The sequence below is a fragment of the Halorhodospira halophila SL1 genome (genome assembly GCF_000015585.1).
Lineage (GTDB): Bacteria > Pseudomonadota > Gammaproteobacteria > Nitrococcales > Halorhodospiraceae > Halorhodospira > Halorhodospira halophila.
The window spans coordinates 1,527,208-1,552,438 of the sequence record NC_008789.1; the positions used below are offsets into that span (position 1 = coordinate 1,527,208).

At 67.4% G+C, this 25,231-nt stretch carries 26 protein-coding genes; 4 read left to right on the forward strand and 22 right to left on the reverse strand.

The window, feature by feature from the left end; translation table 11 throughout:
• The 7 genes from HHAL_RS07160 to HHAL_RS07190 form a co-directional block, all read right to left on the reverse strand.
• On the reverse strand, positions 1–1,164 hold the full coding sequence (locus HHAL_RS07160; RefSeq protein WP_011814204.1) for a lipocalin-like domain-containing protein: 1,164 nt from the start codon (positions 1,162–1,164) through the stop codon (positions 1–3).
• The gene (locus HHAL_RS07165) at positions 1,157–3,688 is read right to left on the reverse strand and encodes an ABC transporter permease (protein ID WP_011814205.1); all 2,532 of its coding nucleotides are present in this window, start codon (positions 3,686–3,688) and stop codon (positions 1,157–1,159) included. Before HHAL_RS07165 ends, HHAL_RS07160 begins: the two co-directional genes overlap by 8 nt.
• Entirely contained in the window at positions 3,685–4,344 is a 660-nt protein-coding gene (locus tag HHAL_RS07170; RefSeq protein WP_244857300.1) for an ABC transporter ATP-binding protein, read from the reverse strand. Before HHAL_RS07170 ends, HHAL_RS07165 begins: the two co-directional genes overlap by 4 nt.
• Positions 4,345–4,450: 106 nt before the next feature.
• Positions 4,451–4,888 (reverse strand): DsrE family protein, encoded by a 438-nt coding sequence (locus HHAL_RS07175; protein ID WP_011814207.1) that lies wholly within the window; start codon positions 4,886–4,888, stop codon positions 4,451–4,453.
• Positions 4,889–4,982: 94 nt separating this feature from the next.
• On the reverse strand, positions 4,983–5,519 hold the full coding sequence (locus HHAL_RS07180; protein ID WP_011814208.1) for a response regulator transcription factor: 537 nt from the start codon (positions 5,517–5,519) through the stop codon (positions 4,983–4,985).
• A gap of 42 nt (positions 5,520–5,561) precedes the next feature.
• A complete protein-coding gene (locus tag HHAL_RS07185; RefSeq protein ID WP_011814209.1) occupies positions 5,562–6,872 on the reverse strand; it encodes an ATP-binding protein in 1,311 nt (436 codons plus the stop codon).
• 79 nt (positions 6,873–6,951) lie between these two features.
• Positions 6,952–7,287: an ArsR/SmtB family transcription factor gene (locus HHAL_RS07190; protein WP_144446113.1), complete on the reverse strand. Its 336-nt coding sequence runs from the start codon at positions 7,285–7,287 to the stop codon at positions 6,952–6,954.
• Between the two features lie 122 nt (positions 7,288–7,409).
• Between HHAL_RS07190 and HHAL_RS07195 the strand changes: the two genes are divergently transcribed.
• The 3 genes from HHAL_RS07195 to HHAL_RS07205 are packed head-to-tail and all read left to right on the forward strand — an operon-like array spanning position 7,410 to position 12,200.
• Positions 7,410–10,007, forward strand: a complete 2,598-nt coding sequence (locus tag HHAL_RS07195) for an efflux RND transporter permease subunit (RefSeq protein WP_011814211.1) — start codon at positions 7,410–7,412, stop codon at positions 10,005–10,007.
• Between the two features lie 3 nt (positions 10,008–10,010).
• Positions 10,011–10,856 (forward strand): outer membrane lipoprotein-sorting protein, encoded by an 846-nt coding sequence (locus HHAL_RS07200; RefSeq protein ID WP_011814212.1) that lies wholly within the window; start codon positions 10,011–10,013, stop codon positions 10,854–10,856.
• Between the two features lie 6 nt (positions 10,857–10,862).
• Complete coding sequence (locus HHAL_RS07205; protein WP_011814213.1) at positions 10,863–12,200, forward strand: DUF1302 domain-containing protein; 1,338 nt, start codon at positions 10,863–10,865, stop codon at positions 12,198–12,200.
• Positions 12,201–12,259: 59 nt separating this feature from the next.
• Here HHAL_RS07205 and HHAL_RS07210 read toward each other — a convergent pair whose 3' ends face one another.
• From HHAL_RS07210 to surE, 7 genes are all read right to left on the reverse strand, one after another.
• Positions 12,260–12,619, reverse strand: coding sequence for an ArsR/SmtB family transcription factor (locus HHAL_RS07210; protein WP_011814214.1), 360 nt, complete (start codon positions 12,617–12,619; stop codon positions 12,260–12,262).
• A 38-nt stretch (positions 12,620–12,657) separates the two neighbouring features.
• Entirely contained in the window at positions 12,658–13,524 is an 867-nt protein-coding gene (locus tag HHAL_RS07215; protein ID WP_011814215.1) for a response regulator, read from the reverse strand.
• Positions 13,525–13,610: 86 nt separating this feature from the next.
• Positions 13,611–14,621, reverse strand: coding sequence for an RNA polymerase sigma factor RpoS (rpoS, locus tag HHAL_RS07220; protein WP_011814216.1), 1,011 nt, complete (start codon positions 14,619–14,621; stop codon positions 13,611–13,613).
• A gap of 258 nt (positions 14,622–14,879) precedes the next feature.
• Entirely contained in the window at positions 14,880–15,617 is a 738-nt protein-coding gene (locus HHAL_RS07225; RefSeq protein ID WP_011814217.1) for a peptidoglycan DD-metalloendopeptidase family protein, read from the reverse strand.
• A 7-nt stretch (positions 15,618–15,624) separates the two neighbouring features.
• A complete protein-coding gene (locus HHAL_RS07230; RefSeq protein ID WP_041595094.1) occupies positions 15,625–16,206 on the reverse strand; it encodes a YqaA family protein in 582 nt (193 codons plus the stop codon).
• Positions 16,207–16,869 (reverse strand): protein-L-isoaspartate(D-aspartate) O-methyltransferase, encoded by a 663-nt coding sequence (locus HHAL_RS07235; protein ID WP_011814219.1) that lies wholly within the window; start codon positions 16,867–16,869, stop codon positions 16,207–16,209.
• The gene (surE, locus tag HHAL_RS07240) at positions 16,869–17,624 is read right to left on the reverse strand and encodes a 5'/3'-nucleotidase SurE (protein ID WP_011814220.1); all 756 of its coding nucleotides are present in this window, start codon (positions 17,622–17,624) and stop codon (positions 16,869–16,871) included. The genes HHAL_RS07235 and surE overlap by 1 nt, the downstream gene beginning before the upstream one ends.
• Before the next feature lie 89 nt (positions 17,625–17,713).
• On the opposite strand from surE, the gene HHAL_RS07245 reads away from it, so the two are divergent.
• Positions 17,714–18,283, forward strand: a complete 570-nt coding sequence (locus tag HHAL_RS07245; protein ID WP_011814221.1) for a Smr/MutS family protein — start codon at positions 17,714–17,716, stop codon at positions 18,281–18,283.
• Between the two features lie 19 nt (positions 18,284–18,302).
• Here the strand turns inward: HHAL_RS07245 and truD are convergent, their stop codons facing one another.
• From truD to HHAL_RS07285, 8 genes are all read right to left on the reverse strand, one after another.
• Positions 18,303–19,295 (reverse strand): tRNA pseudouridine(13) synthase TruD, encoded by a 993-nt coding sequence (gene truD, locus HHAL_RS07250; RefSeq protein ID WP_242464072.1) that lies wholly within the window; start codon positions 19,293–19,295, stop codon positions 18,303–18,305.
• Between the two features lie 20 nt (positions 19,296–19,315).
• On the reverse strand, positions 19,316–19,804 hold the full coding sequence (gene ispF / locus HHAL_RS07255) for a 2-C-methyl-D-erythritol 2,4-cyclodiphosphate synthase (RefSeq protein ID WP_041595513.1): 489 nt from the start codon (positions 19,802–19,804) through the stop codon (positions 19,316–19,318).
• A complete protein-coding gene (gene ispD, locus HHAL_RS07260) occupies positions 19,804–20,532 on the reverse strand; it encodes a 2-C-methyl-D-erythritol 4-phosphate cytidylyltransferase (protein WP_011814224.1) in 729 nt (242 codons plus the stop codon). The genes ispF and ispD overlap by 1 nt, the downstream gene beginning before the upstream one ends.
• Entirely contained in the window at positions 20,532–20,804 is a 273-nt protein-coding gene (gene ftsB, locus HHAL_RS07265; protein ID WP_011814225.1) for a cell division protein FtsB, read from the reverse strand. The genes ispD and ftsB overlap by 1 nt, the downstream gene beginning before the upstream one ends.
• A 39-nt stretch (positions 20,805–20,843) precedes the next feature.
• A complete protein-coding gene (gene eno, locus HHAL_RS07270; protein ID WP_011814226.1) occupies positions 20,844–22,130 on the reverse strand; it encodes a phosphopyruvate hydratase in 1,287 nt (428 codons plus the stop codon).
• A 15-nt stretch (positions 22,131–22,145) separates the two neighbouring features.
• On the reverse strand, positions 22,146–22,982 hold the full coding sequence (gene kdsA / locus HHAL_RS07275) for a 3-deoxy-8-phosphooctulonate synthase (protein ID WP_011814227.1): 837 nt from the start codon (positions 22,980–22,982) through the stop codon (positions 22,146–22,148).
• Complete coding sequence (locus HHAL_RS07280) at positions 22,969–24,624, reverse strand: CTP synthase (RefSeq protein ID WP_011814228.1); 1,656 nt, start codon at positions 24,622–24,624, stop codon at positions 22,969–22,971. The genes kdsA and HHAL_RS07280 overlap by 14 nt, the downstream gene beginning before the upstream one ends.
• Before the next feature lie 90 nt (positions 24,625–24,714).
• Positions 24,715–25,161 carry a helix-turn-helix domain-containing protein gene (locus HHAL_RS07285; protein ID WP_011814229.1) on the reverse strand — a complete coding sequence of 149 codons (447 nt, stop codon included), beginning with the start codon at positions 25,159–25,161 and terminating at the stop codon, positions 24,715–24,717.
• Positions 25,162–25,231 lie beyond the last annotated feature (70 nt).

Here is a 25,231-nt window from a genome sequence, read left to right on the forward strand (position 1 = left end):
CTAGTCGACGTATCCAGTCAGTTCGGCATACCCCACGGCGGTCACCGGACGCCCCGCGGCCTGGCCACGACCGCGCAGTGCACCCTCCCAGTACCGGAACCCGTCGCGCAGCTCCTGATCGGCCAGGACCGGTTCGAGCTCCAGCGTCAGATCTTCTTCCGGGTAGTCTAGCCGCCAGCGCGCCGGATAGGTGGCCTCACCATCCGGACTGGTCCAGTGGTCGAGCACCTCCAGGGTCACATCGTCGCGGGTCACGACTCGATGGCGGCCGTCCTCGTCCACCCATCCGCCCTTGCTCCTCGGGTCGATGCTGCCATCCTCCCGGCGCAGGTGGTAGAACATCAGTTCGCGGTCATCGTCGAGTTGAATAGAGAACCAGTCCCACCCGCTCTGCTCCTCGCTCAGGGTGCTGCTGCCCCACTCGCGATCGATCCAGGCCGTGCCCGAGACCGCGTGTTCGCCGTCGGGCACCACCACGCGCCCCTCGGCCCCAAGCCGCGGGACGGTGTAGTAATAGGAGGCGTTCCCGGGGGCGTCCCCCTTCTGGCTGTACCCGTCTTCCCCCTGGAAGACGATCGGCTTGCGGGCTTCAAGGTCCAGCACCAATTCCACGCCGCCGGCCTCCAGACGGGTCTGCAACTGCGCCAGGCCGGCACCCGGCGTACCGCGTACCTCCCAATCCTCGAGCCAGACCCGGAATGGATCGGGCTGGGCACCGGCGAGTCCGAGGGCTCCTCGTGCCAGCCGCTCGAAGTGGTGGTAGGTCTCCCCCTCGGTGTCGGTTACCGCGAAGTGGGCCATCCAGAGCTGGTTGGTCCCCCACGCCGATGGCCGCGGACTCGGCTCGGGACGCAGGGCGAACCGGAAAAAGGTGATCTGGAACCCGAAGTGGCGACCATCCTCATCGAACAGATTGCCGGTGATGTACCACCACTCGTGGCGGTAAGCGGGATGGGGGCCATGATCTTCTGGGAAGACTAGGGGGCGCGGCCCGAGCGCCCGCGCGTACCCCTCGGCATCCTGCTCGCCGGAGAGCGCCCCGGCCACGGTAATGCGCTGTTGCTCGGCCGCGTCCTCGCCCTCCGGTGGATCCATACACCCCGCAACCAGAACGAGCAGGACACAGGCCGCAGCCCGGCGCAGCCTGGCGATCCGTTCAGCCATCCTCACGCATCGCCTCCCCCGGCGGGACTCGGGCCGCACGGTAGGCCGGATAGAGCCCGGCGAGCAAGGCGGCCACCGTGGCCAACGCAACTGCCTGGCCCAGCAACAGCGGGTCCGCCTGGAACTGCAGGCTCCAGCCGAACGCGCGCTGATTGATCACGTCGGTCAGGGCCAGGGCCAGCGCCAACCCCGGTCCGATGGCCAGCAGCCCGGCGAAAACGCCCAACAGCCCGGTACGGGCCAGCTCCAGCGTCCACACTTGGGCCGGGGTCAACCCCAGGGCGCGCAGCACGGCCACCTCACTGCTGCGCTCCAGAGAGAGCGCCAGCAGGGCGCCGAACACCCCGGCCGCGGCGACGATGGCGGCCAATAGCTGCAGGACCCGGGTCACCGCGAAGGTGCGGTCGAACACGTCCAGCGAAAGACGCCGGATCTCGGCATCGGAGCGGAAGGTGAGCAGGTCGGCCTGCTCGCCGGCAGCCTCGCGCAGCGCGGCGATCAGAGCGTCGGGGTCGACCCCCGGCCCGGCGTGGACCGCCAGCCCGTCGATGGCCTCGTCCTCCCAGTGCGCGTCGTAGAAGCTGCGGGCGACGAACACCGCCCCCTGGCTGGTGGTGTAGTCATAAACCACGGCCAGCACCGGCAACACTCGCTCGCCGGACGGGGTCCGGACCACCATGCGGTCACCGAGCTTGAGCCCATGGTGTGCGGCAAAGGGCTCGGTGATATAGGCCCCCTCACCGTCCCGGAAACGCGTCCAGGCCGAAGGCGCCTGCGCCTTGTAGGCCATCCCGGCATCCCCGATCGGCCCGTGGTCGAAGGCGCGCAACTGGATCTCGCCGTACTCCGAGGGCACCCGCAACTGGCGGGACGTGGCCACCGACTCGACGCCCGCGACTGCGGCGAGGCGCTCGCGGAGCTGTGGGGGCAACGTCGGGGGCGATTCGCCGGTCCGGGACGGGGCGCTGACGTAGACATCGGCCGACAGGGTGCTATCGAGCCAGGCCGCCAGACTGCCGCGGAAGCTGTCAATCATCACGCTAACCCCGATGACCGCCGTCACCGCGACCACCAACGCAACCGCCGCCACCCCGCTGCGCGAAAGCCCGGCGCCGACGCCACGCGCGGCCATGCGGCCCGGTGCACCGAGCATCCAGCCGGCCGGGCCGGCCAGCGCGCCGGCCAGCACCCCGACGGCCCAGGGCACCATCAGCGCAGCGCCCACCAGCAGGGCAAACACCCCACCGAAGCCCACCACCAGCCCCCCGGTACCCCCCCACAGGAGACCGATCCCGAGTAGAGCGAGCAGCAACCCGCCCCCCGCCAGGGGCCGGACCCAACGCCGTGCACGCCCCTCCAGTGAGGCCCGGTCCAGGGCGGTGCGCGGCGCGACGGAGGCAGCCTCCCAGGCCGGCGCTGCGGCCGCCACCGCAGCGGCCAACAGCCCCAGCGCCGCAGCCATGAACAAAGCAGAGGGCGCCAGCGCGACCTCGCGAACGTTGAGGACGAAGTAGAGATCGGTGATGGTCCGGGTGACGAGTTCGAGCAGGCCATCCGCCAGGAGGTAGCCGAGCGGGAGGCCGACGAGTGTACCCAGGGCCCCGAGTGCGGCTCCCTCGGCGACCACCGAGCGGAACACCTGCCCGCGCCCCACCCCGAGAGCCCGCAAGCGACCGATCAGTGCCCGCCGCTGGACCACCGAGAAGGAGATGGCGTTGTAGATGAGCAGTGCCCCGACGAGCAGGGCCAGCAGGCTGAAGGCGGTCAGATTGAGACGGAACGCCGCGGTCATCTCGTCGAGGGCGGCAGCCCCCTCCTGCGCCTCGCTGATCACCGCGGCATTGGGCAGAAGCTCCTGGATGCGGGCGAGCCGGGCCTCACCGGCCACCCCACCGGGGATCACCAGGTCGATGCGATCGAGGCGTCCGACCCGGCCGAGGAGCTCCTGGGCGGTGGCCACATCCACCACGACGGTATCCCGAAGCCCCTCGGCAGTGAGTCGGTCCGGGGCCTCGGCGACGGCGGCCACCTCCAGCCGGTGGCTGCGCCCGCCGATCTCCACCGCCACAGTGTCGCCGTCGGTCACCCCTAACCGCGCGGCATCCTCGCGAAAGAGCACCACCAGATCGTCCCGCTCGAGCCACGCACCGGCATCAACGGCGCGCGCAGCGCCGGCCACCGCGTCCCGCACCCCGGCTTCGGCCCAGGGATCGATGCCAAGCACGCGCAGCGGCCCGTCCGGGCCGGAGACGTGCCCCTCCACCACCGGGGTAGCGGGACGAATACCGGAGCGCCGGAGTTCGGTATAAAGCGCCTCATCGAGGCCGGCGGTCCCAGCGGTGATCCGGTGGGTGGCCTCTCCGGCCAGGGCCTCGGCGGACCGTGTAAAAGCCCGCTCCGAGGAGGCGTTGGCCAGCTCGACGGCCACCACGACCGCCACCCCGAGCGCCACCCCGAGGATCGCCAGCGCCCCCTGCCACGGGTGGCGCAGGTGGTGACGCCATCCGGCCCGGGCGAGGATCACGCCGCAGCCACCTCCTGGAGCCGACCACCCTGCAGCGCCACCACGCGATCCGCCGCCGCGGCGACATCGGTGGAGTGGGTGGCGATCAGTGCGGTCATGCCGCGCTCACGACGAAGCTCGTTGAAGAGTCCGAGCACCGTTTGCGCCGTGGCCCCGTCGAGACTACCGGTCGGTTCGTCGGCGAGCAGCAGATCAGGGCCGTGCACCAGGGCGCGGGCGACCGCCACGCGCTGTCGCTCGCCGCCAGAGAGGAGCTCCGGGAATGTATCTTCTCGGCCCTGCAGGCCGACCCGTTCGAGCAACTCCCGTGCGTAGCGCCGCCCTTCGCGGTTCAGGACGCCGTTGAGTTCCAGTGGCAGGAGGAGATTCTCCAGGACCGTAAGGGTGGGGACGAGATTGAGCTGCTGGAAAATGAACCCGAGATGGCGGCGCCGGAAGAGCGTCCGGGCCGTCTCGTCGAGCGTCGTCAGATCCTCGCCGCCGAAACCGATCGTGCCAGCATCCGGCCCTTCCATCGCGCCGATCAGGTTGAGCAGGGTGGATTTGCCCGAGCCACTTGGTCCGACCACGGCCAGGGATTCGCCACGCCGGATGACGAGGTCGAGCCCATCGAGGACCACACGCACCCCCCCGCCCTCCGGGTAGCCCTTGCGCACCCCCAGCAAACGGATCAGCGGGCTATCCTCAGCCTCGCCCCCGTCACGACCCGTCCGGGAGCGCAGAGGCTGCCGATCGGCGCTGTGCCGCCCGGCAGCCGTTCCGTCAGTTGGAGAAGTAGCGGACACTCGGATCAGCCATGTACTCGGCCACCTCCGGCGCCTCCGCCACACCCACGCCCTCGATCAGGTCGTCCTCGGTGTAGTCGGTGTTCGGCAGGAAGATGGCACAGACATCCACCTGAACGCCCTCGCCGATCAGGCTGCGCATCATCTGCTGCGGATTGGCGCCCGCCGGGTCCAGGGCGTCGGCCTCGTAGTCTTCCGTGGCCATCTCGGCGCCGGGGCCACAGAGCAGGACACGCGGCTCCTGACCCTGCTGCATGCCCTGAGTCGCCAGGATCATGGCAAACCCCTGGGTCTGCACATCCTCGGAGGTCACGCTGACGAACAGTTTATCCGGACCGTGACTATCGGCCTGGACCAGGCCCACGCCGGCGACACTCAGTGCAGCCGCCGCCACTACCTTATTGAAAGCTCGCATCTTGGCTTGGCTCCTTGCGTGCATGGACGAGGCCGGTGATCGACCTCAGCTGGCAACATAGCGAAGCATTCATACCCATGCAAATCGCAGGCGGCTACTGCTTGACCGGCCGTTTGCTCAGTTTGCGCTGCAGGGTGCGACGATGGATCCCCAGCGCCCGGGCCGCCGCCGAGATGTTGCCGTCGTGCTCATTGAGCACCCGCTGGATCTGCTCCCACTCGAGGCGGCGCAGCGACATCGGCTTCTGCGGCGGCTTTTCCGGCTCAGCGGCAGGCTTGCCTTCCAGGGTCGCGAGCACGGTGTCGGCATCCGTGGGCTTGGGCAAGTAGTTGTAAGCCCCACGCTTAATCGCCTCCACGGCGGTGGGGATGCTCGCGTATCCGGTCAGCACCAGGATGCGGGCCTGCGGGAGTGCATCCTTGAGGGGCTCGACCAGATTGAGCCCCGAGTGCTCACCGAGCTTGAGATCCAGCACCACGTACTGCGGCTGCTGACTGCGCGCTTTCTGCAAGGCGGTCTCGGGCTCCTCGGCCGAGTCCACGTGGCAGCCCCGGCGCGAGAGCGAGCGCCCCAGCACCTGGGAGAAGGTCGTATCGTCATCGATGATCAGGATCGATGGCCCGTTCAACATGGTTCACCTCCTCTCCTCCTCAAGCCTCACCGGCTCTCTCCCTCAGTCGCTGCCGCGGTTGTGGTCCGCGCGCAGCCGTTCGAGGGAGACCTCGATCTTCGTTCGTGCCCCCCGGCCCTTCGGTGAATCCATCAGGGTGACACTGCCGCCGAAACGGTCCACGGTCGCATTGGCAAGCACCAGCCCGATCCCCATGCCCGATGGCTTGGTGGTCTGCACCACCCGACCTGCGGTACGCACGCGCTCGGAGTCGAGCCCCGTGCCCTCGTCATCGATCACCAGGGTCAATTTGCCACCGTCGCTGCTGATCGAGACCTCGACCCCACTGCAGCCATTCTCCAGCGACGCCTCGGCGGCGTTGTTCAGGAGATTGAGCAGGGCGTGCATGAGCGTCGGATCCTGGCTGATCTCGACATCCACGAACGGCTGCTGATACTCCACGCTGGGCTCGATCTTCGGGTGCATCAGCCGCCAGGTATCCACGATACGCGCCACGTGCTTCTGCAGTGAGACCGTGCGTCCCCCCTGATCACTGCCAGCTGCCCCGGCGTCCTTGAGATCTTCCAGGGTTTCCTTGCACACCGCAAGCTGCGAGCGCAACAGGTCAAGATCCTGCTGAAGCTCGGTGTCATCGCGACGTTCCTGGCGCAGCTCGTCGACGACCATGGACATGGTCGAAAGCGGCGTCCCGAGTTGATGGGCCGCGCCCGCAGCCACGGTACCGAGGGCCACGATCTGCTCGTTGCGCAGGGTATGCTCCCGGGCCCTCGACAGGCGCCAGTCCTGCCGGCGCAGGACCGAGGACATGAAACGGACGAACACGGTGATCATCCAGGCGGAGATCACGAAGTTCACCCACATGCCGATCATGTGCAGGTTGAAATCGCCCCCGATGATCGGGTGCGGGCCCTCCATCGGCAGATAGACCGCCAGCAGAAGCCCGTAGAGGACAAGGCAGAGGATTGCTACGACCAGGGCCAGGTTGGCCGGCATGGCCACGGCGGACAGCGCCACCGGCACCAGGTAGAGCGAGACGAAGGGGTTAGAGGGACCGCCGGTCAGCCCGAGGAGCACGGTGAGCGCTACGACATCGATGAGGACGTTGAACACGACCTCGGGCTGGGAGATCTGTTCGGGGGTGTTGCGCAGGCGCCAGAAGGCGAAGACGTTCCATGCAGCCAGCGCGGTGATCGTCAGCAGCAGCGGCACCAGCGGCAGGGTCAGGCCCAGTCCGAAATGGACGAAGAGGACAGTGATCATCTGCCCCGTGGTGGCGGTGATGCGCATCCAGGCGAGGATGCGCACCGCCTGGGCGGGCTCGAAACGCGGCACGCCCTCTGTTCCTGCGGCCATGTTGTTCGCCTTCTGTGGACCCGTCGATGGCGGCTCAGTCTAACAGCTAACCGCCCCCCGCCGGACAGGCCCGCAAGGATTACGGCACGTCGGGCTGACGCGGCGCGGACGCCGGCTGCCCGCCCCCCTGGACGCCGCACACCGCATCACACAGATCGAAGACGTGGGGGGCCGCGATGGCGAAGTAGGCCAGTGTTCCGCAACTGCGCCGCCGCACCAGGCCGTGCTGGCGCAGCACGCTCAGGTGCCGCGAGATGTTCGGTTGCGAAGAGCCGGTGAGCTCCACCAGCTCCCCAACACTCTTCTCACCATCCCGCAGGGCGTGGAGCAGCTGAAGGCGCAGCGGCTCACCCAGCGCCCGGAACTGCGCGGCGATGAACGCCAATGTCTCTGCATCCGGTTGGGATTCTCCCATGCCCATAACCTCACCCCCTCCGCCGCGCCGGGCAGGCCCCGGCGACTATTGATGCGTGTAGCAGTATATGCATATACTCTCATATACAAGTGAGCGAATCCATTATAAAAAGGGAGTTCCCGATGGGCGAGAGGCTGGCGAGCTGGTGCATCGACCACCGGCGATGGATCTTCGCAGCGATGGCCCTGCTGGCCATCACCCTGGGGGTGCTCATCCCCCGTATCCAGATCGACACCGACCCGGAGAACATGCTCCCGGCCAACCAGGCCGACCGGATCCTCCACGACCAGGTCCAGGAGCAGTTCAACCTGCACGATATGATCGTCGTCGGCCAGGTCAACGACGACCATCCAGAGGGGGTCTTTAACCCGGACTCCCTCGCCGCGCACTACCAGCTGACCCGGGCCATCGAGCAGATCGACGGCGTGGTCCGACGCGACCTGCTCTCCATGGCCGCCGTGGACAACGTCGAGCAGGCGGCGCCGGGGACCATCGACTACGACTGGCTGATTCCCACGCCACCGGAGACCCAAGAGGAGGCCGACCGGATCCGCGCTGCCGTCGAGCGGCTGCCCATGTACCAGGGGACCCTGGCCTCCGAGGACGGCACCGCCGCCGGCATCTTCGTACCCATCGAGAGCAAGGACCACAGCCACCGCATCGCCGGTGAGATCCGCGCCGCCGCCGAGGCGCTCGGCATCGAGGACGAACTCCATATCACCGGTCAGCCGGTGGCCCAGGACACCTTCGGCGTGGAGATGTTCCAACAGATGGCGATCTCGGCACCGCTGGCCGGGCTGATCATCTTCCTGGTGATGCTCTTCTTCTTCCGCAACATCCCCCTGGTCATCGCCCCCATGCTGCTGGCCATGACCACGGTGATCGCCACCATGGGGTTGCTCATCGGCACTGGCTTCACGGTGCACATCATGAGCTCGATGATCCCCATCTTCCTGATGCCCATCGCCGTGGTGGCCTCCATCCACGTCCTGTCGAACTTCGCCGACCGCTACCGACCCGGCGATGACCCGCGGCGCGTGATGGCCGGGGTCATGGAGCGGCTCTACAAGCCGGTGCTGTTCACCGCGCTGACCACCGGGGTCGGGTTCGCCTCACTGATGTTCACGCCGATCCCGCCGGTGCAGGTGTTCGGCGGCTTTATCAGCTTTGGGGTGCTCCTCGCCCTGGTACTGACCCTGACCTTCATCCCGGCCTACGTCGGCAGCCTGTCCCGCAAGAACCTCGACCGCATGGCCGAGCGGGTCCGGCGCCAGCAGAACGACACCGAGGGGTCACGGATGTGCGCCGTGCTCGATACCACCGGCCGCCTGGCCGTGCGTGGCCGCGCCTGGATCGTCGGCGGACTGGTGGTCCTGGTAGCTGTCGCGGTTTTCGGGATCACGCAGATCCAGATCAACGACAACCCGACCCGCTGGTTCAAGGCGAACCACGATATCCGCGTCGCCGACGAGGTCCTCAACGACCGCTTCGCCGGGACCTACGAGGCGTATATCCGACTGCGCCAGACCGGCCTGGAGGAGGTCGCCGAACGCCTCGATGCCGAGGCGCAGGAGATCCTGGAGGCTGCGGAAGACGACGGTTTCGAGCTGCAAGAGCGCTGGGAGCGGCTCAACGCCGAAGCCGCCGACGAGGGACCGATCGGCGATCGAATGGAGGCACTGGCCACCGAGATCGACGACCTGCTCTTCGAGGTCGATCTGGACGAGGCCGAGCACTGGGAGGCCCTGCTCGATGCCGTGGAAGCGGCACGCACCGAGACCCGCGCCTTCCAGAGTCCGGAGCATCTGGGCTGGATGGCCGAACTCCAGGAGCACCTGGTCGAGGCCGGTGTGGTCGGCAAGGCCAACTCCCTGGCCGACCTAGTGCGGACCGTCAACCGCGAGCTGATCAGCGGCGAGCCGGAGGACTACCGGTTGCCGGGGACCTCCGGCGGCGTCTCCCAGGCGATCCTCAGCTTCCAGGGCTCCCACCGCCCCCACGATCTGTGGCGCTTCGTGACCCCGGACTACACCGAGGCCAACGTCTGGCTGCAGCTGCCCAGCGGCGATAACCAGGATATGGCCCGGGTCCTCGACGCCGTGGATGCGTTCGTGGCCGAGCACCCCCCGCCGGAGGGCGTGGAACTCGACTGGGCTGGCGCCACCTACATCAACCTGGTCTGGCAGGGGGAGATGGTCGAAGGGATGCTCTTTGCCCTGCTCTCCGCCTTCGCCGTGGTGCTGGTGATGATGATCGCCCTGTTCCGCTCCCTGACGCTGGGTGTACTGGCGATGCTGCCGCTGACGGTCACCATCGCCTTCATCTACGGCGTCATGGGGCTGGTGGGCAAGGATTACGATATGCCGGTGGCGGTGCTCTCGTCGTTGTCGATCGGCCTGTCGGTCGACTTCGCCATCCACTTCATCCAGCGCCTGCGCATGGCCCTCGCCGAGACCCGAGAATGGCGCAGCGCCCTGACCCAGGTCTTCCGCGAGCCGGCGTGCGCCATCACGCGCAACGCCATCGTCATCGCGGTGGGCTTCCTGCCGCTACTCGCCGCCCCCCTGGTGCCGTACATCACCGTGGGCACCTTCCTGGCCAGCATCATGGCGGCCTCGGCGCTGGTGACCCTGCTGGCCCTGCCGGCGATCGTCGCCTTCGCCCCCCGGCTTTTCTTCCCCCGCGCCCAGCAAACGGCGCAACCGCAACAGGAGGTATAACCCATGGACCGAGACCTCAACCGCTGCAAGGAAACTCCAGGCCGCCCGCGCTGGCGCGGCATGACCACACTGCTCCCGGCGCTCCTGCTCGCCGCCCCGTGGGCGGGGGCCGACGAGGGGCACGATACCGATGTCGCCGAGATCGTCGAACGAGCCAACCTGGCCGCCTACTACGCCGGGGAGGATGGCCGCTCCGAGGCGCGCATGCGGATCGTGGATGACCGCGACCGGACCCAGACCCGGCAATTCACCATCCTTCGCCGGGATGTCGAGGACGGCGGCGATCAGCAATACCTGGTCGCCTTCAGCCGCCCCTCCGAGTTCCGCGGGGTCGTCTTCTTGGTCGAGAAACACCCCGGCGGCGATGATGACCGCTGGCTCTACCTGCCGGACCAGGATCTGGAACGCCGCATCGCTCCGGGCGACAAGCGGACCAGCTTCGTCGGGTCTCACGTCTTCTATGAGGACGTCTCCGGCCGCCACCTGGAGGACGACGACCACGAGCTGATCGAGGTCACCGACGAGCACTACCAGGTGCGCTCGACCCCGCGGGACGATAGCAACGTGGAGTTCGCGGCCTACACGACATGGATCGACCGCGATACCTACCTGCCCCTGATCACCGAGTACGAGGACAGCGACGGCAGCGTCTACCGCCGTATCGAGAGTTCCGACGTCGAGGAGATCGACGGCTACCCCACCGCGATGCGCATGCGTGTCGAAGACGAACGCATGGGCGGCCATACGGAGGTCCAGTTCCGCGGTCAGGAGTACGACCTGGGGCTCCCTGAGAGCGTCTTCACCCAGCGCAGCCTGCGTAACCCGCCCCGCGACTGGTTAGGGAGGTAGATCACCATGAGCACGGCAAGCGTCGTCGGCGCCCGGTCCGGGCGCCGTGTCCGCCCGCCCCGTTGGATCGCGGGCCTGGCCTTGGCCGCCGGGGTCGGCTCGCCGGCCCTGGCCGACTGGGACGACGATCCGTGGGCGGACGACCCCTGGGACGAGGAGGAGCAGTGGCTCCCTTTTGAGGTGGACGGCTTCGTGGAGATCGCCGGCGGCCACCACACCCGGGATAACCAGGTCCTGGACAAGGACTACAACCTGGCCGAGGCCCGCCTGCGCCTGGAGGCGCGGGGGGACTGGCGCCGATTCGATTTCCGGGTCCGCGGTGACGGCGTGGCCGACCAGGTCAAGGAGGAGATCCGCGGCGAGCTGCGCGAGGCTCGGGTTGCCTTCCCCGTTGGGCAGCGGCTGGACATGCGGGTCGGTCGTCAGGTACTGGCCTGGGGGACCGGCGATCTGCTCTTCATCAACGATCTCTTCCCCAAGGATTTCAACTCGTTCCTCACCGGCCGCGACGAGGACTACCTGCAGGGTCCCTCCGATGCGGTGCGCGGCACCTGGTACGGCGACAACGTGACCCTGGACCTGGTCTGGACCCCCGTCTTCGAACCCGACGATTATCCGAACGGGGAGCGGCTGAGTTACTTTGACCTCCGTGAGGAGCGCCAAACCGAGCAATCGCCACCCGCCGACGACCCGGACAGCTTCCCGGACGACGGTGAGCTGGCGGCGCGGCTGACCCACCGCATCGGCAGCGCCGAGCTGGCCGGGTACTTCTACCGCGGCTTCTTCCCGCAGCCGGAGGAGCAGGCCAACGACCGCCTCACCCACGCCCGGCTCAACGCCTACGGCGCCAGCATCCGGGATCGGCTCGGCCCGGGCATTGCCAACGCCGAGGTCGGCTACTACGACTCGGTGGACAACCGCGACGGCGATCGCAGCGTGCAGGTCCCGAACTCGGAGTTCCGGGCGTTGCTGGGCTACACCTGGGAGGCGGCGACAAACTTCGACGTGGGTCTGCAGTACTACCTGGAGTGGCTACAGGATTACGACGACCTGGAGGCCCGATGGCAGGCGGACGACGACCTGCTCCCCGAGGAGTACCGCCAGGTGCTCACCACCCGGCTCACCTACAGCGTGTGGCGGGACAACCTGATCGGCTCGCTGTTCGCCTTCTACTCGCCGGACGACGAGGATTACTACCTACGGCCGTCGGTGCGCTACCGCGCCTCCGATGCATTGAGCTATTCGGTGGGAGGAAACCTGTTCGGCGGCGACAGCGACCACACCTTTTATGGGCAGTTCAAGCGGGATTCCAACCTCTACGCCCGAGTCCGCTATCGCTTCTGAGCCGTAGACGCCCCCACGAGACCCGCCAGGGGTCGCCGGGGGGCGCCGCCTCCGGCCCGCTAGGAGCGCTGACAGAAGAGTTCGTAGAGGCGCTCCAGCAGGGCCTCGGTCTCGGGGCTAGCCAGGCGGTAGTAGATGGTTCGAGACTCGCGCCGTGTGGCCACGATCCCCTCCTCGCGCAGCCGCGCTAGCTGCTGTGACAGGGCCGGCTGGCGCATCTTGAGGAGCTGTTCCAGTTCACCCACCGAGCGCTCCCCGGCGACCAGATGGCAGAGGATCATCAACCGCCGCTCGTTGGCCAGGGCCTTGAGGAAGGCCGCGGCATCGGCGGCCCGCGTGTCCATCTCCGTCGGGTCCGGTATCACGCCCTCGTCGGGTGCGCTACTCTGGATCTCTGGCTGCACGGTTTCCGTCGACATGGTCGGCTCCGGACTGCTTCGCGAATGCAACGCGGCTCTCAGCCGTCGATGACAGTGAAATAGTACCCCAGGTGATCCTGCTTATCGGGATCGTCATCCACAAACCGCAGGGTCATGCGCAGGATATCAGTATCCTGGCGCTTTTCGGCCGCCTGCAGGGCGTGAATATAGGCGTTGACGCGGGAGGTCCGCCCGTCTTCGTCGGTAGTGAAATCGAAGGTGGCCTGATCGAGCAGGGTCGGCATGCGCTCGGGCCGCTTGAAGACCACCACCACCTGGTTGAAGTCGATCTCCTTGACCAGGCAGCCAATCGTGCCGCCCGAGTGGCGCACCTGGGCGATGACCTTATCCCGAGGCGTTGCACGCTCCTTGCGGGAGCTGGGCACGCTGGCGTCGGTCTCCAGGCGTTCGGCGATATTCAGATCACCCGAAAGCCCGCCAGCAAGCACGGCGGCCGAGTCGCCCCCCTGGACCTGGGATTCAGCCCCGCCCAGCTTCTTCAGCGCCTTGGCGGAGACCCCCAGCGACTTGGTCAGCGCCCGGGTCACCACCTCGAAGAGCTTCTCATTGGTAAACGGCTTGACGATGTAGTTGGTGGCGCCGCGCTCCACCGCCTGAACCACGTGCTCCCGATCCCCACGGCTGGTGATCATCACGAACGGGATGTCGGAAAGATTCTCGTCGGAGCGCATCCATTCGAGCACCTCGAGGCCGCTGACCTCCGGCATCTCCCAGTCACAAAGGACGAGATCAAAGCCACCGGTGGTCAGCTTCGCCTGCGCCTGCCGACCGTTGGCAGCCTCGTGCACGACGAACCCGGGGTAGCCAAGCTTGACCCCCTTCTTGACTAGATCCCGGGTGAAGGTCGCGTCGTCCACGACCAGGATGTGGAGCTTCTTCGCCATGACGCCTCCTACGGCTACCGGGTCAGCTTACCAAATCCCCGACCCTTTGCCGTAGGTGCGCCCTGATCCCTGCGCGGGGCCCCGCGCTAGCCGAAGACCGCCTCCTGGGAGTAGCCATCGCGCTCCATGAGCTCGCGCAGCCGCCGCAGTGCATCGATCTGGATCTGTCGTACCCGCTCGCGGGTCACCCCCACCTGCGTGCCCACCTGCTCGAGCGTGTAGCGCTCGTGGCCGTTGAGCCCGAAACGCCGCTCCAGCACGGCCCGCTGCTTGTCAGTGAGGAAGCCGAGCCAGTCTTGCAGATGCCGCACGACGTCGTCGTCCTCGAGGACATTCTCCGGCATGCCCTGCGTCTCGTCGGGAATGGCGTCGAGTAGCACCCGGTCGGAATCCTTGCCGATCGGCACATCCACCGAGGTGGTCCCCTCGTTGAGACCGCGCATGCGTCGGACGTCTTCCGGCGAACGCCCCATAGCATCGGCGATCTCATCGACCGTGGGTTCGTGATCCAGTGTCTGGGTCAGGCGGCGCTGGGTCCGCAGGTACTGGTTGATCTCTTTGATGACGTGGATCGGCAGCCGGATGGTGCGTGTCTGATTCATGATGCCGCGCTCGATGGTCTGCCGGATCCACCAGGTCGCATAGGTCGAGAAACGGAACCCGCGCTCGGGATCAAACTTCTCCACGGCGCGGATCAACCCCAGGTTGCCCTCTTCGATGAGGTCCAGGAAGGCGAGGCCGCGGTTCATGTAGCGCCGGGCGATCTTGACCACCAGCCGGAGGTTGCTCTCGATCATGCGCGCCCGGGCTGCCGCATCGCCCTGCTGAACGCGTCTCGCCAGCGCGACCTCCTCCTCGGCCGTGAGCAGGGAGGCGTGGCCGATCTCATTCAGGTAGAGCTGCGTGGCGTCCAGCGCGGTGCGACACTCCGTGCTGGATCGGCTCCTACGGGGCCGGCGAGCCGGCTCGGGCTCGCTGCCCTCATCGATGCCGTAGGGCTGGATCAGCTCGCCGGGGTCATCGATCATCGGGGGATCGCGCTCTGCGTCCACATCAGCGTACGCGTGCACGCTGACAACCGCCGTATCGAGGGTCATATGGACCTCCCAGTGGTCTCTAACCGCTCGCCGGGCTTCCCCGCCCGGCTTCCTTGGACAGCCGATGGAGGATCAGCTCCTTGGTCAACTCCCGGCGCGGCCGCGCCGCCTCCAAACCCCCTGCTGCGAGGCGCTTTCAACCCTCGCATTGATGATCGTTGTTTTGACGGTAATCAAATTTCTATGGTTAAGCTATTACCAAACCGGCAAGAGCGCAATAGGAAAAGTATGAACGATTCGACTTCTTTTTAACCTGTCCTAATCTCGCGCCGGGAGGTAGGCCTCCGGGTCCACCACCTCGCCATCGATGCGGATCTCGAAGTGTAGACTGGCTGCCTCGGCCCCGGGTGCACGCCCCATCTCCGCAATCGGATCCCCACCGCTGACTCGATCCCCTTCCTGAACCTTGAGGGTGCGGTTGTAGCCGTAGGCCGACAGGAAGCGATCATCGTGCATGAGGATGACCAGATTGCCGTACCCCCGCAGCCCACTACCACTGTAGACCACCTCGCCATCGGCCGCAGCGCGGATCGAGTCCCCCTCCGAACCGCCAATCTGGATACCGCTCTTGCCCCCACTATCGGTGGCATAGGACCTCTGCACCTCGCCCTCGGCAGGCCAGACCCAGTCGAGTTCATAGGCGGGGGGATCATCCGGAGGGGGCGGCGGTTCGCTGGTGGTGTCACCCGCCGGTGCCTCGCTTGCATCCCGTGTCGGGTCGTCGCCGTCCGCGGCACCGCCTGGCGGGTTCAGGACCAGATACGCCCCGGCCTGGATCTGGTCCGGACTGGATAGCTCATTCCAGCGCTGCAGCTGCTCGACACGCAACCCATGTCGCCAGGCGATGCGGCTTAGGGTGTCGCCCGGCTGCACCTCGTAAAGATAGATTCGCCGGTGGCCATCCTCCTCCCAGTCACCGTCCCAGAGCGTCGCGCAACCGGGTATCAGGAGGAGGATCAAGGCCCAGACCAGGATGCGCGACGCGGTGCCCAGCATCGGACGGCTACCCGTACTTGACCCACAGTATTCCGAGCAGTAACACGATGACGCTGATCCACCCGAGCCGCTCGACGTGGCGCAGCAACCAGGGCTCAAGCCGAGCGCCACCCCAGGCTACCAGGCCGGCGACCAGGAAAAACCGCGCCCCGCGACCCAGCAGCGAGGCGATAATAAAGGGCAGTAGGGCAACCCCGGTCGCCCCGGCCGCCACCGTGAAGACCTTGTACGGGATGGGCGAAAAACCGGCCACCAGGACCACCCAGAATCCCCACTCGCGGAACCACTCCACCGCCGTCCGATAGGCCTGTTCGTAATCGGCCGCCTCGATCCACGGCTCGACCAGGTAGAGCGCAAAGTACCCGAGGGCGTAACCGATCAGCCCACCGAGCACCGACCCCACCGTGGCGATGAGGGCAAAGGATGCGGCCCGATTCGGCCGCGCCAGAGCCATCGGGGCCAGGAGGACATCCGGCGGGATCGGAAACACCGAGGACTCAGCGACACTGAGCCCACCCAGCGCCCAGGGGGCCCGACGGTGGCCGGCCCACCGCACCGTCCAGCTGTACAACGGCCCGAACACTCGCACTCAGACCCGCCCCTCAAGCATCGGCACGAACGAGACTCCGGCCACCCGGCGCTGCTCGTACGCATCCCCCCGACGATCCACCACCAGAAGCTCCTGATAGCCGGCGCCACCGATCGGTGCAACCAAACGCCCCCCGTCGGCGAGCTGCTCAAGCAGCGCCTCCGGCAGCGCGTCCGGCGCCGCGGTCACGATGATGCCGTCGTAGGGGGCGTACTCCGGCCACCCCTCATAGCCATCACCGTGGCGAAGCTGGCAGTTGAACAGGCGGACCGCCTGCAGCCGCTCTCGGGCCCGGCGCAGCAGGGAACCGATCCGCTCGATGCTGTAGACCCGCGGAACCAGCCGGGCCAACACCGCGGCCTGGTAGCCGGAGCCGGTCCCCACCTCCAACACCCGCTCCGGGACCCCCGGCTCGAGCAGCAGCTCGGTCATCCGTGCGACCACCCAGGGCTGGGAGATCGTCTGCCCCTCGCCAATGGGTAGCGGGGTATTCTCGTAGGCGCGGCTCTCCAGGGCTTCGTCGACGAACAGGTGCCGGGGCACCTCGCGCATCGCCGAGAGCACCCGTTCGTCCTGGATACCCTGGGCCGCCAATGCATCCACCAGCCGATCCCGGGTCCGTTGAGAGGTCATGCCAATCCCCGCTGCGTTCCGCTCGCGCATCACCACGTCACCCCGTCCAGCCAGCCGCGGACCTGCTCGAGCCCCGCATGCCGGGTTAGATCGACCTGGATCGGGGTCACCGAGACAAACCCGTTGCGTACGGCGTAGAAATCGGTCCCGGGACCCGCGTCCTGCTCCGAGCCCGGGGGCCCCACCCAGTAGATGGTGCGCCCCCGCGGGTCGTGCTGCTTGATGACCGGCTCGGCGCGATGCCGGCAGCCGAGCCGCGTGGCGTGAAACCCCTGGATCTCGTCCCAGGGCAGGTCCGGCACGTTGACGTTGAGGATACTGTCCGGGGGGAGCGGGTCATCCTGGATCTGCTCAAGCAGTTTCACGGCGACCCGAGCGGCGGTGTCGTAGTGCACCGGCGCCCAGGTACCGGCCAGCGAGATGGCGACCGCCGGCAGGCCGAGGTAGCGCCCCTCCATCGCCGCTGCCACCGTGCCACTGTAAAGCACATCATCGCCCAGATTGGCGCCGGCGTTGATGCCGGAGAAGACCATGTCCGGATCCTCCTCCAGCAGCCCTGTCAGCGCCAAGTGCACACAGTCGGTCGGTGTGCCCTGGACCCGGAACCGGTCGGGCTCGATGGGATGGACGCGGATGGGATCCTCCAGCGTCAGCGAGTTGCTGGCCCCGCTGCGATCCCGCTCCGGGGCCATCACGGTCACCCTCGCCACGGTACCCAACCGTTCAGCCAGCTTCAGAATCCCCTCGGCCTGGTAACCATCGTCGTTGCTGATCAGAATGTACATCTTGCTCCTGCAGGCGAAGCCTCGAACACACAGTTGCCGCCAAGATTGGCAGTATAACGTGTCCCGGAGCACCACCGTGGGGGTTCGGCATGAGCGACCAACAAGACGGCAGTGGCGACTCGCGGGATCCGGCGGATGAAACGGCCCTGTTCCGTCAGGCCATGGCCGACGTGCGCCGCTACGACAACGATCAGACCGAGAGGCGCCCGCCGCCGCCCCCACCGCGGCCCATCCAGCGTGAAGCCGACGAGCGTCGGGTGGTCGAGAGCCTGCTCGAGCCCCCGCCCGACCCGGCCGAAGTTGAAACCGGGGAGGAGCTACTCTACTACCGCGCCGGCGTTCAGCGCCGCGTGCTGAGACAGCTGCGGCGCGGCCATTACCCGCCGGCAGCCCAACTCGATCTACACGGACTGACCCGGCGTGAGGCCTACCGAGAGCTGACGCTCTTCCTGGCGCATGCCGCGGAACGCAACCACCGCTGTGTGCGCATCATCCACGGCAAGGGGCGCGGATCGCAGCGGCCGCAGCCGGTGCTGAAGGTCGCCGTCGATCACTGGCTGCGGCGTAGGGACGACGTGCTGGCCTTCGCTTCGGCACCGGAGAGTGACGGCGGCACCGGCGCCGTCTACGTGCTGCTGCGCAAGCCGGGCCCGCGGTAACCCCGGGGCAGGAGCGATGTCACTCTTCCGCGGCGGTCTCCAAGACTTCCGCGATCACCGTGGTGGCGTAGGCCCCGGCGGTGAGCGTGAAGTCGAGAGAGAGGGTCTGTGCGTCGGGCCAGTGCCAGACCAACTGCCGGGGCATCAGGCGCAGTGGACGGCGGTCGGCGCGCACCCCGCGCTCGGCCAGTGCGGCCAGCAGCTCGGGCTCCTCGGCGAGGACCTCGTCTTCAAGCGCCGCCACCGCACCTTCCGGCCGATCCCCACCAACCCCGGGCAAAGGCCCGCTGGGATGGACATCCCCCTGGGCGACACGCCGCCGGAGGGGGGCATCCACCGCCACCACCGGAAAATGGCTACCGGTTCCATCGAGCGCCGCCCGTTCTCCGGCCAGCAACGTATCCCAGGTACCGGCTGCCACCCGCCGGGCCAGCACTCGGTTGAACAGATCCGAACGCACCGCAGAGATCAGTAGCCCACGCACGGTACGACCTCGGACCGGCTCGCCCTCGAGCAACCAGGCCCGCGCCTGCTGCAGGTTGCGCCCCCCGCGCCCGAAACGCTGGGGCCCGAAATAGTTGGGGACGCCCCGCCGGGAAATGGCATGCAGGCGGCGCTCCACCGCCCGACGCGGCGCCGATACTTCGCGAACCAGCAGGCGGAAGCGGTTGCCGCCGAGCGCGCCGCGGCGCAGCTTGCGGGCGTTGCGGGTAGCCGCAACGATCTCGACGCCGTCCTCTAAACATCCCGGCAGCAGCGCCGGGCACGCCTTCGGCGCATGCACCGAGAACCACTGGGTGGTCACTGCGTGCCGGTCCTTGAGACCGGCAAAGCTCACGGCGCCCCGCGACACCCCCGCCCGAGCCGCCAATATCTTGGCGACAGCCTCGGTCGTCCAGCCGCGTTTGCAAACCTGGATCAGGCAGTGCTCGCCCACCCCGGAGGGCTGAAACGGCAGCTGCTCATCCACGCGGAAGTCCTCGGGGCAGGCGCGCAGGCGCGCCGTGCCCAAGGGTCCGCCGTGGGCCCGGATCAACCCCGCCCCGGGGCCGATTCCACCAGGACCACTGCCATCGCGGCGATCCCCTCTCCCCGGCCGGTGAAGCCGAGGCGCTCGCTGGTCGTCGCCTTGACGTTCACCGCCCCGGGCGACAGCTCCATGGCGTCGGCGGTGGCCTGGCGCATGGCACCGATATAGGGAGCCAGCTTAGGGGCCTGAGCAATCACCGTGCCGTCGACATTCACCGGCACCCATCCGGCCTCGGCAGCCAAACGCAGCGTCGAGGCCAGCAGACCGATGCTGTCGGCGTCCCGCCAGCGCGGGTCGTCGTCCGGGAAGTGGCGACCGATATCCCCCATCCCACAGGCGCCGAGCAGGCCGTCGGTGATCGCGTGCAGGAGGACATCGCCGTCGGAGTGGGCCTCCAACCGCTTGTGGTACGGGACCGCGACCCCGCCCAGCCGAAAACCCTCGCCCTTGCCGGCGAACCGGTGGACGTCGAAACCCTGCCCAATGCGAATCACGCGGTTTGCTCCCTCTCCGTGGCCGCCCGCTGCGCCGTAAGCACGGCAGCAGCCAGATCCAGGTCAGCCTGATGGGTGATCTTCAGATTGCCGGCTTCGCCAGTGACCAGCCGCGGCTGGCCGTCATGCCATTCCACAGCCTGGGCCTCGTCGGTGACGGCCACACCAGCTGCCAAGGCCGCGTCCAGCGCCGCCGACAGACGCCGCAGCGGGAAAAGCTGAGGCGTCTGGGCCTGCCACAGCCCCTCCCGGGAGACGGTGGCACCGACGCAGTCGCCATCGGCGCGCTTGAGGGTATCGCGGACCGGGGTCGCCAGCAGGGCGCCGTCGACGGCTGCCCCCCCCTCGTCGATCAGTCGGTCCAGTTCGGCCGCACTCAGGCACGGCCGTACGGCGTCGTGGACCAGCACCCGATCCTCGGGGTTGGCGATCCCGCCCAGGTAGGCCAGCGCGGCCCGAACCGAATCACGCCGCTCTGCCCCCCCTTCCACGCGGTGCACGGGTTTCCCCGCCACCTGCCTGTCCAGTCCCAGGGCGTCCCAGTGGGGGTCGTCGGCGGCCAACGCCACCACGGCCCCGGCCACCTTCGGGTGACCGAGCAGCCGTTCCAGGGCCCAGCCGATCACCGGCCGCCCCAGCAGCAGGCGATACTGTTTGGGGCGATCCCCGCCCCCCATACGCCGGCCCACACCGGCCGCCGGTATCACCGCCCAGTAGCGCCCCATTACTCCTCCACAACCTGGTAGAAGACCTCGTCGTCCCGGATCATACCGAGTTCATAACGGGCCCGTTCCTCCAGGGCCTCGGTGCTCTCCTTAAGATTCTCCACCTCGGCCGCCAGCGCCTCGTTGCGCGCCTCGGCCTGCTCGTTCTGCTGTTGCTGCGTGGCCACGGCACCGCGCAGTTCGAGCAAGCCGGGAATACTGGCCTGCCCAAACCAGAGCTGGGCCTGCAAGAGGACCAGCAGCACAGCGAGCAACCCGTTCACCCAACGCATGGCGCCCTCCTGGGACGGCCCCACGCGGCGATCACTGACCTACCCCTGCTCAGGACGCAGCGCGTCTCGACCCACGTACCGGGCGTCGTCGCCGAGCTCCTGCTCGATCCGCAGCAGCTGGTTGTACTTGGCCACCCGATCGGAGCGGCACAACGAGCCGGTCTTGATCTGTGTCGCCCGCGTGGCCACGGCCAGGTCGGCGATCGCCACATCCTCGGTCTCCCCGGAGCGGTGAGAAACCACCGAAGTGTAGCCGGCCTCGTCGGCCATGCGGATCGCCTCCAGGGTCTCGGTCACGGTCCCGATCTGATTGAGCTTGATCAGGATGGAGTTAGCGATGCCGCGGTCGATCCCCTGCTGCAGAATCTGCGGGTTGGTGACGAACAGGTCGTCGCCCACCAATTGAATCTGACCACCCAGGCGCTCGGTCAGCACCTTCCAGCCGTCCCAGTCCGACTCATCCATGCCGTCCTCGATGGAGACGATCGGATACTTATCGACGAGCTGCGCCAGGTAATCGGCGAACCCGGCGGCGTCGAAGTCCCGCCCTTCCGAGGCGAGGTGATAGCGACCGTCGCGATAGAGTTCCGAGCTGGCCACGTCCAGAGCCAGGGCCACCTGATCACCGGCCTGATAGCCGGCGCGCTGAATGGCCTCGATGATGGCTTCCAGGGCCGCCTCGTTGGAGGGCAGATCCGGGGCGAAGCCACCTTCATCGCCCACGGCAGTGGAGAGCCCACGCTCGTGGAGGACCTTTTTGAGCGCATGGAAGATCTCGGCACCGCAGCGCAGCGCCTCGGAGAACCGATCAAACCCGATGGGCATGATCATGAACTCCTGGATATCCACGCTGTTGTCGGCGTGCTCCCCACCGTTGAGGATGTTCATCATCGGGGCCGGCAGCTGGGCAGCGGACCCCTCCTGCTGCAGGTGGCGATAGAGGGGCAGACCGCGACTGCGCGCTGCCGCCTGGGCGACGGCCATGGATACGGCGAGGATGGCGTTGGCACCAAGACGGTCCTTGTTGGGGCTGCCGTCGAGGTCGATCAGCTGCCGGTCCAGAGCGGCCTGATCGTCGGCACTCCCCCCCTGGAGCGCCTCGCGGATGGTGGTGTTGACGTTCTCCACCGCGGTGCGCACCCCCTTGCCGTTGTAACGCCCCCCGCCGTCACGCAGCTCGACCGCCTCACGGCTCCCGGTGGAGGCGCCGGAGGGCACCGCGGCCCGACCGAAGCTGCCGTCGTCCAGCCAGACGTCGGCCTCGACGGTCGGGTTACCGCGAGAGTCGAGGACCTCGCGGCCGATGACACGCTCGATGTTCGCCATGATTCAGTCGCTCCTTCATTGCTCGGCGAATCCCTGCTCCTTGACGACGCGATCCAGCGCGATCAGCGTCGCGAGGAGTTCGCGCATACGATCCAGCGGCCACGCATTGGGGCCATCGGACAGCGCGGCATCGGGATCCGGATGGGTTTCCATGAACAGCCCCGACACGCCCGCGGCCACCGCGGCGCGCGCCAGCACGGGCACGAACTCCCGCTGCCCCCCCGAGGCGTGGCCCTGCCCCCCGGGCAGCTGCACCGAGTGGGTCGCGTCGAAGACCACCGGCGCCCCGGTCTGGCGCATCACCGCCAGCGCCCGCATGTCGGAGATCAGGTTGTTGTAGCCGAAAGACACCCCGCGCTCGCAAACCAGGATGTGCTCATTGCCGGTCGCGCGCGCCTTGTCGACGACATGGGTCATGTCCCAAGGGGCAAGGAACTGGCCCTTTTTCAGGTTGACTGGCAGCCCGCAGGCAGCCACCCGCTGGATAAAGTTGGTCTGACGGCAGAGGAACGCGGGGGTCTGGAGCACATCGACCACCGAGGCCACCTCGTCGAGCGGGGTATCCTCGTGGACATCGGTGACCACGGGCACCCCAACCTCGCGGCGCACGCGCTCCAGCACGCGCAGACCTGCCTCCATCCCGGGGCCACGATAGCTCTGCGCCGATGAGCGGTTGGCCTTGTCGAAAGAGGATTTGTAGATCAGCGGCACCCCGAGCTCAGCGCAGAGATCACGCAGCTCCAGGGCGCTCTCCAGGGCCAGCGCCTCGGACTCGACCACGCACGGGCCGGCGATCAGGAACAGCGGCTGCTCGATGCCGGCCCGAAAACCGCAGAGCTCAATGCTGCTCATGGTTGAATGCCTGCGCAGTGCCATCGCGGTGGGCGATCGCCGCCCGCAGGAAGCTTGCGAACAGCGGGTGCCCATCCCGTGGCGTGGATGTGAACTCCGGGTGGAACTGGCAGCCAATAAACCAGGGATGCTCGGGCAGTTCCACCACTTCGACCAGGCGACCGTCCTGGGACCACCCCGAGAAGCTCAGGCCGGCCTCGGCCAGGCGCTCGCGGTAGTGGTTGTTGAACTCGTACCGGTGGCGGTGACGCTCGACGATGCGATCCTTGCCGTAGACTTGGTTGATCAGGGTCCCGGCAGCCAGGCGGCACGGCTGCCCACCCAAGCGCATGGTGCCGCCCAGGTCATCGGCCTCGTCGCGCTGCTCCACCTCGCCTTCGTCGGTCATCCACTCGGTGATCAGGCCGATCACCGGATGGTGCGGGTGCCGGACGAACTCGGTGCTGTGAGCGTTCTCCAGCCCCGCCTGGTGCCGCGCATACTCGATCACCGCCAACTGCATGCCCAGGCAGATGCCGAGATAGGGGATCCGGCTTTCACGCGCGAAGCGCACGGCCTCGATCTTGCCCTCGATGCCGCGCTGCCCGAAACCGCCCGGCACCAGGATGGCATCCGCCCCCTCCAGCGCCGAACACCCCTCGCGCTCCAGGGATTCCGAATCCACGTAGCGGATATTCACCCGCTGACGCGTCTGGATACCAGCATGGCGCAGCGCCTCGTTGAGGGACATGTAGGCGTCCGTGAGGTCGACATACTTGCCGACCATGGCCACCGTGACCTCCCCCTCCGGGTTGGACATGATCTCCACCACCCGGTGCCAATCCGCCAGGTTGGCCGGAGGCAGCTCCAAGCCCCACTTCTCGGCGACAATATGGTCCAGGCCCTGCTGGTGCAATTCCTCGGGGATCTGGTAGATGTTCGGCACGTCGAGCGCGGCGATCACCGCCCGCGGCTCGACATTGGTGAACAGCGCGATCTTCCGGCGCTCCTCCTCCGGGATCGGGTGCGCCGCGCGGCAGACCAGAATATCCGGCTGGATGCCGATCGAGCGCAGCTCCTTGACGGAGTGCTGAGTCGGCTTGGTCTTCATCTCCCCAGCCGTGCCGATGAACGGCACCAGGGTCAGATGCATGAACATGCACCGCTCGCGCCCGAGTTCGGTCCCCATCTGGCGAATCGCCTCGAGGAAGGGCAGCGACTCGATGTCGCCCACCGTGCCGCCAATCTCCACCAGCGCGACGTCGACGTCGTCGGCCCCCTCCTGGATGCACCGCTTGATCTCGTCGGTTACGTGGGGGATGACCTGCACCGTCCCGCCGAGGTAGTCGCCGCGGCGCTCCTTGCGGATCACGCTCTCGTAGATCCGACCGGTGGTGAAGTTGTTGCGACGGCTGACCGGGGCGCGGACGAACCGCTCGTAGTGCCCCAGATCCAGGTCCGTCTCCGCACCGTCGTCAGTGACGTAGACCTCGCCGTGCTGGAACGGGCTCATGGTACCCGGGTCGACGTTGATGTAGGGGTCGAGCTTGATCAGGGTCACGCTCAGACCGCGCGCCTGCAGGATGGTCCCCAGGGAAGCGGCCGAGATGCCCTTACCCAGGGAGGAAACCACGCCACCAGTAATAAATAGATAACGCGTCATGGACAGAGCCAGGCTGAGGGAAGGATGGACCGGGAAACAGAATGGCGGAACCTTACCAGAAGGGGGGTAGGCCCACAACGCACGGATCGGTCAGGAGTCCCGGCTATGCGGCCCGTCAGGGCCGGCCCCGTTGCGCGGGATCATACGGTCGATGATGTGCTCCAGAGCGGCTTGTGAGGCGACATCGAGCCGGCGGTAGGCGACGATCAGGCGAGCCTCGCGCTCATCGAGGCCGGGGGGGCCGCAAAGGCGATATTCAGCGCTATCTGGCTCGGCCGTCGCCACCGGATACATCGGCCCTTCCCCATACTCCAGCCAGGCCTGACGCACCCCAAGGACCTGAGCGAGGTTCGCGATGTTCTCGCGGGTCGGCAGGTTCTGCCCCTCGACCCACAGGCGGGCGGCCTGCTTGGAGACCCCGACCCTGCGGCCCAGCTCGGCATACTCCCGGGGACCGATTCCACACCGGTGGATGGCCTGCCGCAACCGCTCTGCGAACTCGGCCCGCGCCTGATCACGTGGGGTTTTTCTTGCCATGAGGGCAGCGTAAGAACGGCGACCCAAAAAGGCAGTTGTCGTTACGACAATTGCTGGTTGTCCCGCAGTG

What these genes read in the sequence shown, in the direction of transcription:
- HHAL_RS07160 (WP_011814204.1), bottom strand. Translation starts at nt 1,164, where the DNA reads ATGGCTGAACGGATCGCCAGGCTGCGCCGGGCTGCGGCCTGTGTCCTG.
- HHAL_RS07175 (WP_011814207.1), bottom strand. Translation starts at nt 4,888, where the DNA reads ATGCGAGCTTTCAATAAGGTAGTGGCGGCGGCTGCACTGAGTGTCGCC.
- HHAL_RS07180 (WP_011814208.1), bottom strand. Translation starts at nt 5,519, where the DNA reads ATGTTGAACGGGCCATCGATCCTGATCATCGATGACGATACGACCTTC.
- HHAL_RS07185 (WP_011814209.1), bottom strand. Translation starts at nt 6,872, where the DNA reads ATGGCCGCAGGAACAGAGGGCGTGCCGCGTTTCGAGCCCGCCCAGGCG.
- HHAL_RS07190 (WP_144446113.1), bottom strand. Translation starts at nt 7,287, where the DNA reads ATGGGAGAATCCCAACCGGATGCAGAGACATTGGCGTTCATCGCCGCG.
- HHAL_RS07195 (WP_011814211.1), top strand. Translation starts at nt 7,410, where the DNA reads ATGGGCGAGAGGCTGGCGAGCTGGTGCATCGACCACCGGCGATGGATC.
- HHAL_RS07200 (WP_011814212.1), top strand. Translation starts at nt 10,011, where the DNA reads ATGGACCGAGACCTCAACCGCTGCAAGGAAACTCCAGGCCGCCCGCGC.
- HHAL_RS07205 (WP_011814213.1), top strand. Translation starts at nt 10,863, where the DNA reads ATGAGCACGGCAAGCGTCGTCGGCGCCCGGTCCGGGCGCCGTGTCCGC.
- HHAL_RS07210 (WP_011814214.1), bottom strand. Translation starts at nt 12,619, where the DNA reads ATGTCGACGGAAACCGTGCAGCCAGAGATCCAGAGTAGCGCACCCGAC.
- HHAL_RS07215 (WP_011814215.1), bottom strand. Translation starts at nt 13,524, where the DNA reads ATGGCGAAGAAGCTCCACATCCTGGTCGTGGACGACGCGACCTTCACC.
- rpoS (WP_011814216.1), bottom strand. Translation starts at nt 14,621, where the DNA reads ATGACCCTCGATACGGCGGTTGTCAGCGTGCACGCGTACGCTGATGTG.
- HHAL_RS07225 (WP_011814217.1), bottom strand. Translation starts at nt 15,617, where the DNA reads ATGCTGGGCACCGCGTCGCGCATCCTGGTCTGGGCCTTGATCCTCCTC.
- HHAL_RS07235 (WP_011814219.1), bottom strand. Translation starts at nt 16,869, where the DNA reads ATGCGCGAGCGGAACGCAGCGGGGATTGGCATGACCTCTCAACGGACC.
- surE (WP_011814220.1), bottom strand. Translation starts at nt 17,624, where the DNA reads ATGTACATTCTGATCAGCAACGACGATGGTTACCAGGCCGAGGGGATT.
- HHAL_RS07245 (WP_011814221.1), top strand. Translation starts at nt 17,714, where the DNA reads ATGAGCGACCAACAAGACGGCAGTGGCGACTCGCGGGATCCGGCGGAT.
- ispD (WP_011814224.1), bottom strand. Translation starts at nt 20,532, where the DNA reads ATGGGGCGCTACTGGGCGGTGATACCGGCGGCCGGTGTGGGCCGGCGT.
- ftsB (WP_011814225.1), bottom strand. Translation starts at nt 20,804, where the DNA reads ATGCGTTGGGTGAACGGGTTGCTCGCTGTGCTGCTGGTCCTCTTGCAG.
- eno (WP_011814226.1), bottom strand. Translation starts at nt 22,130, where the DNA reads ATGGCGAACATCGAGCGTGTCATCGGCCGCGAGGTCCTCGACTCTCGC.
- kdsA (WP_011814227.1), bottom strand. Translation starts at nt 22,982, where the DNA reads ATGAGCAGCATTGAGCTCTGCGGTTTTCGGGCCGGCATCGAGCAGCCG.
- HHAL_RS07280 (WP_011814228.1), bottom strand. Translation starts at nt 24,624, where the DNA reads ATGACGCGTTATCTATTTATTACTGGTGGCGTGGTTTCCTCCCTGGGT.
- HHAL_RS07285 (WP_011814229.1), bottom strand. Translation starts at nt 25,161, where the DNA reads ATGGCAAGAAAAACCCCACGTGATCAGGCGCGGGCCGAGTTCGCAGAG.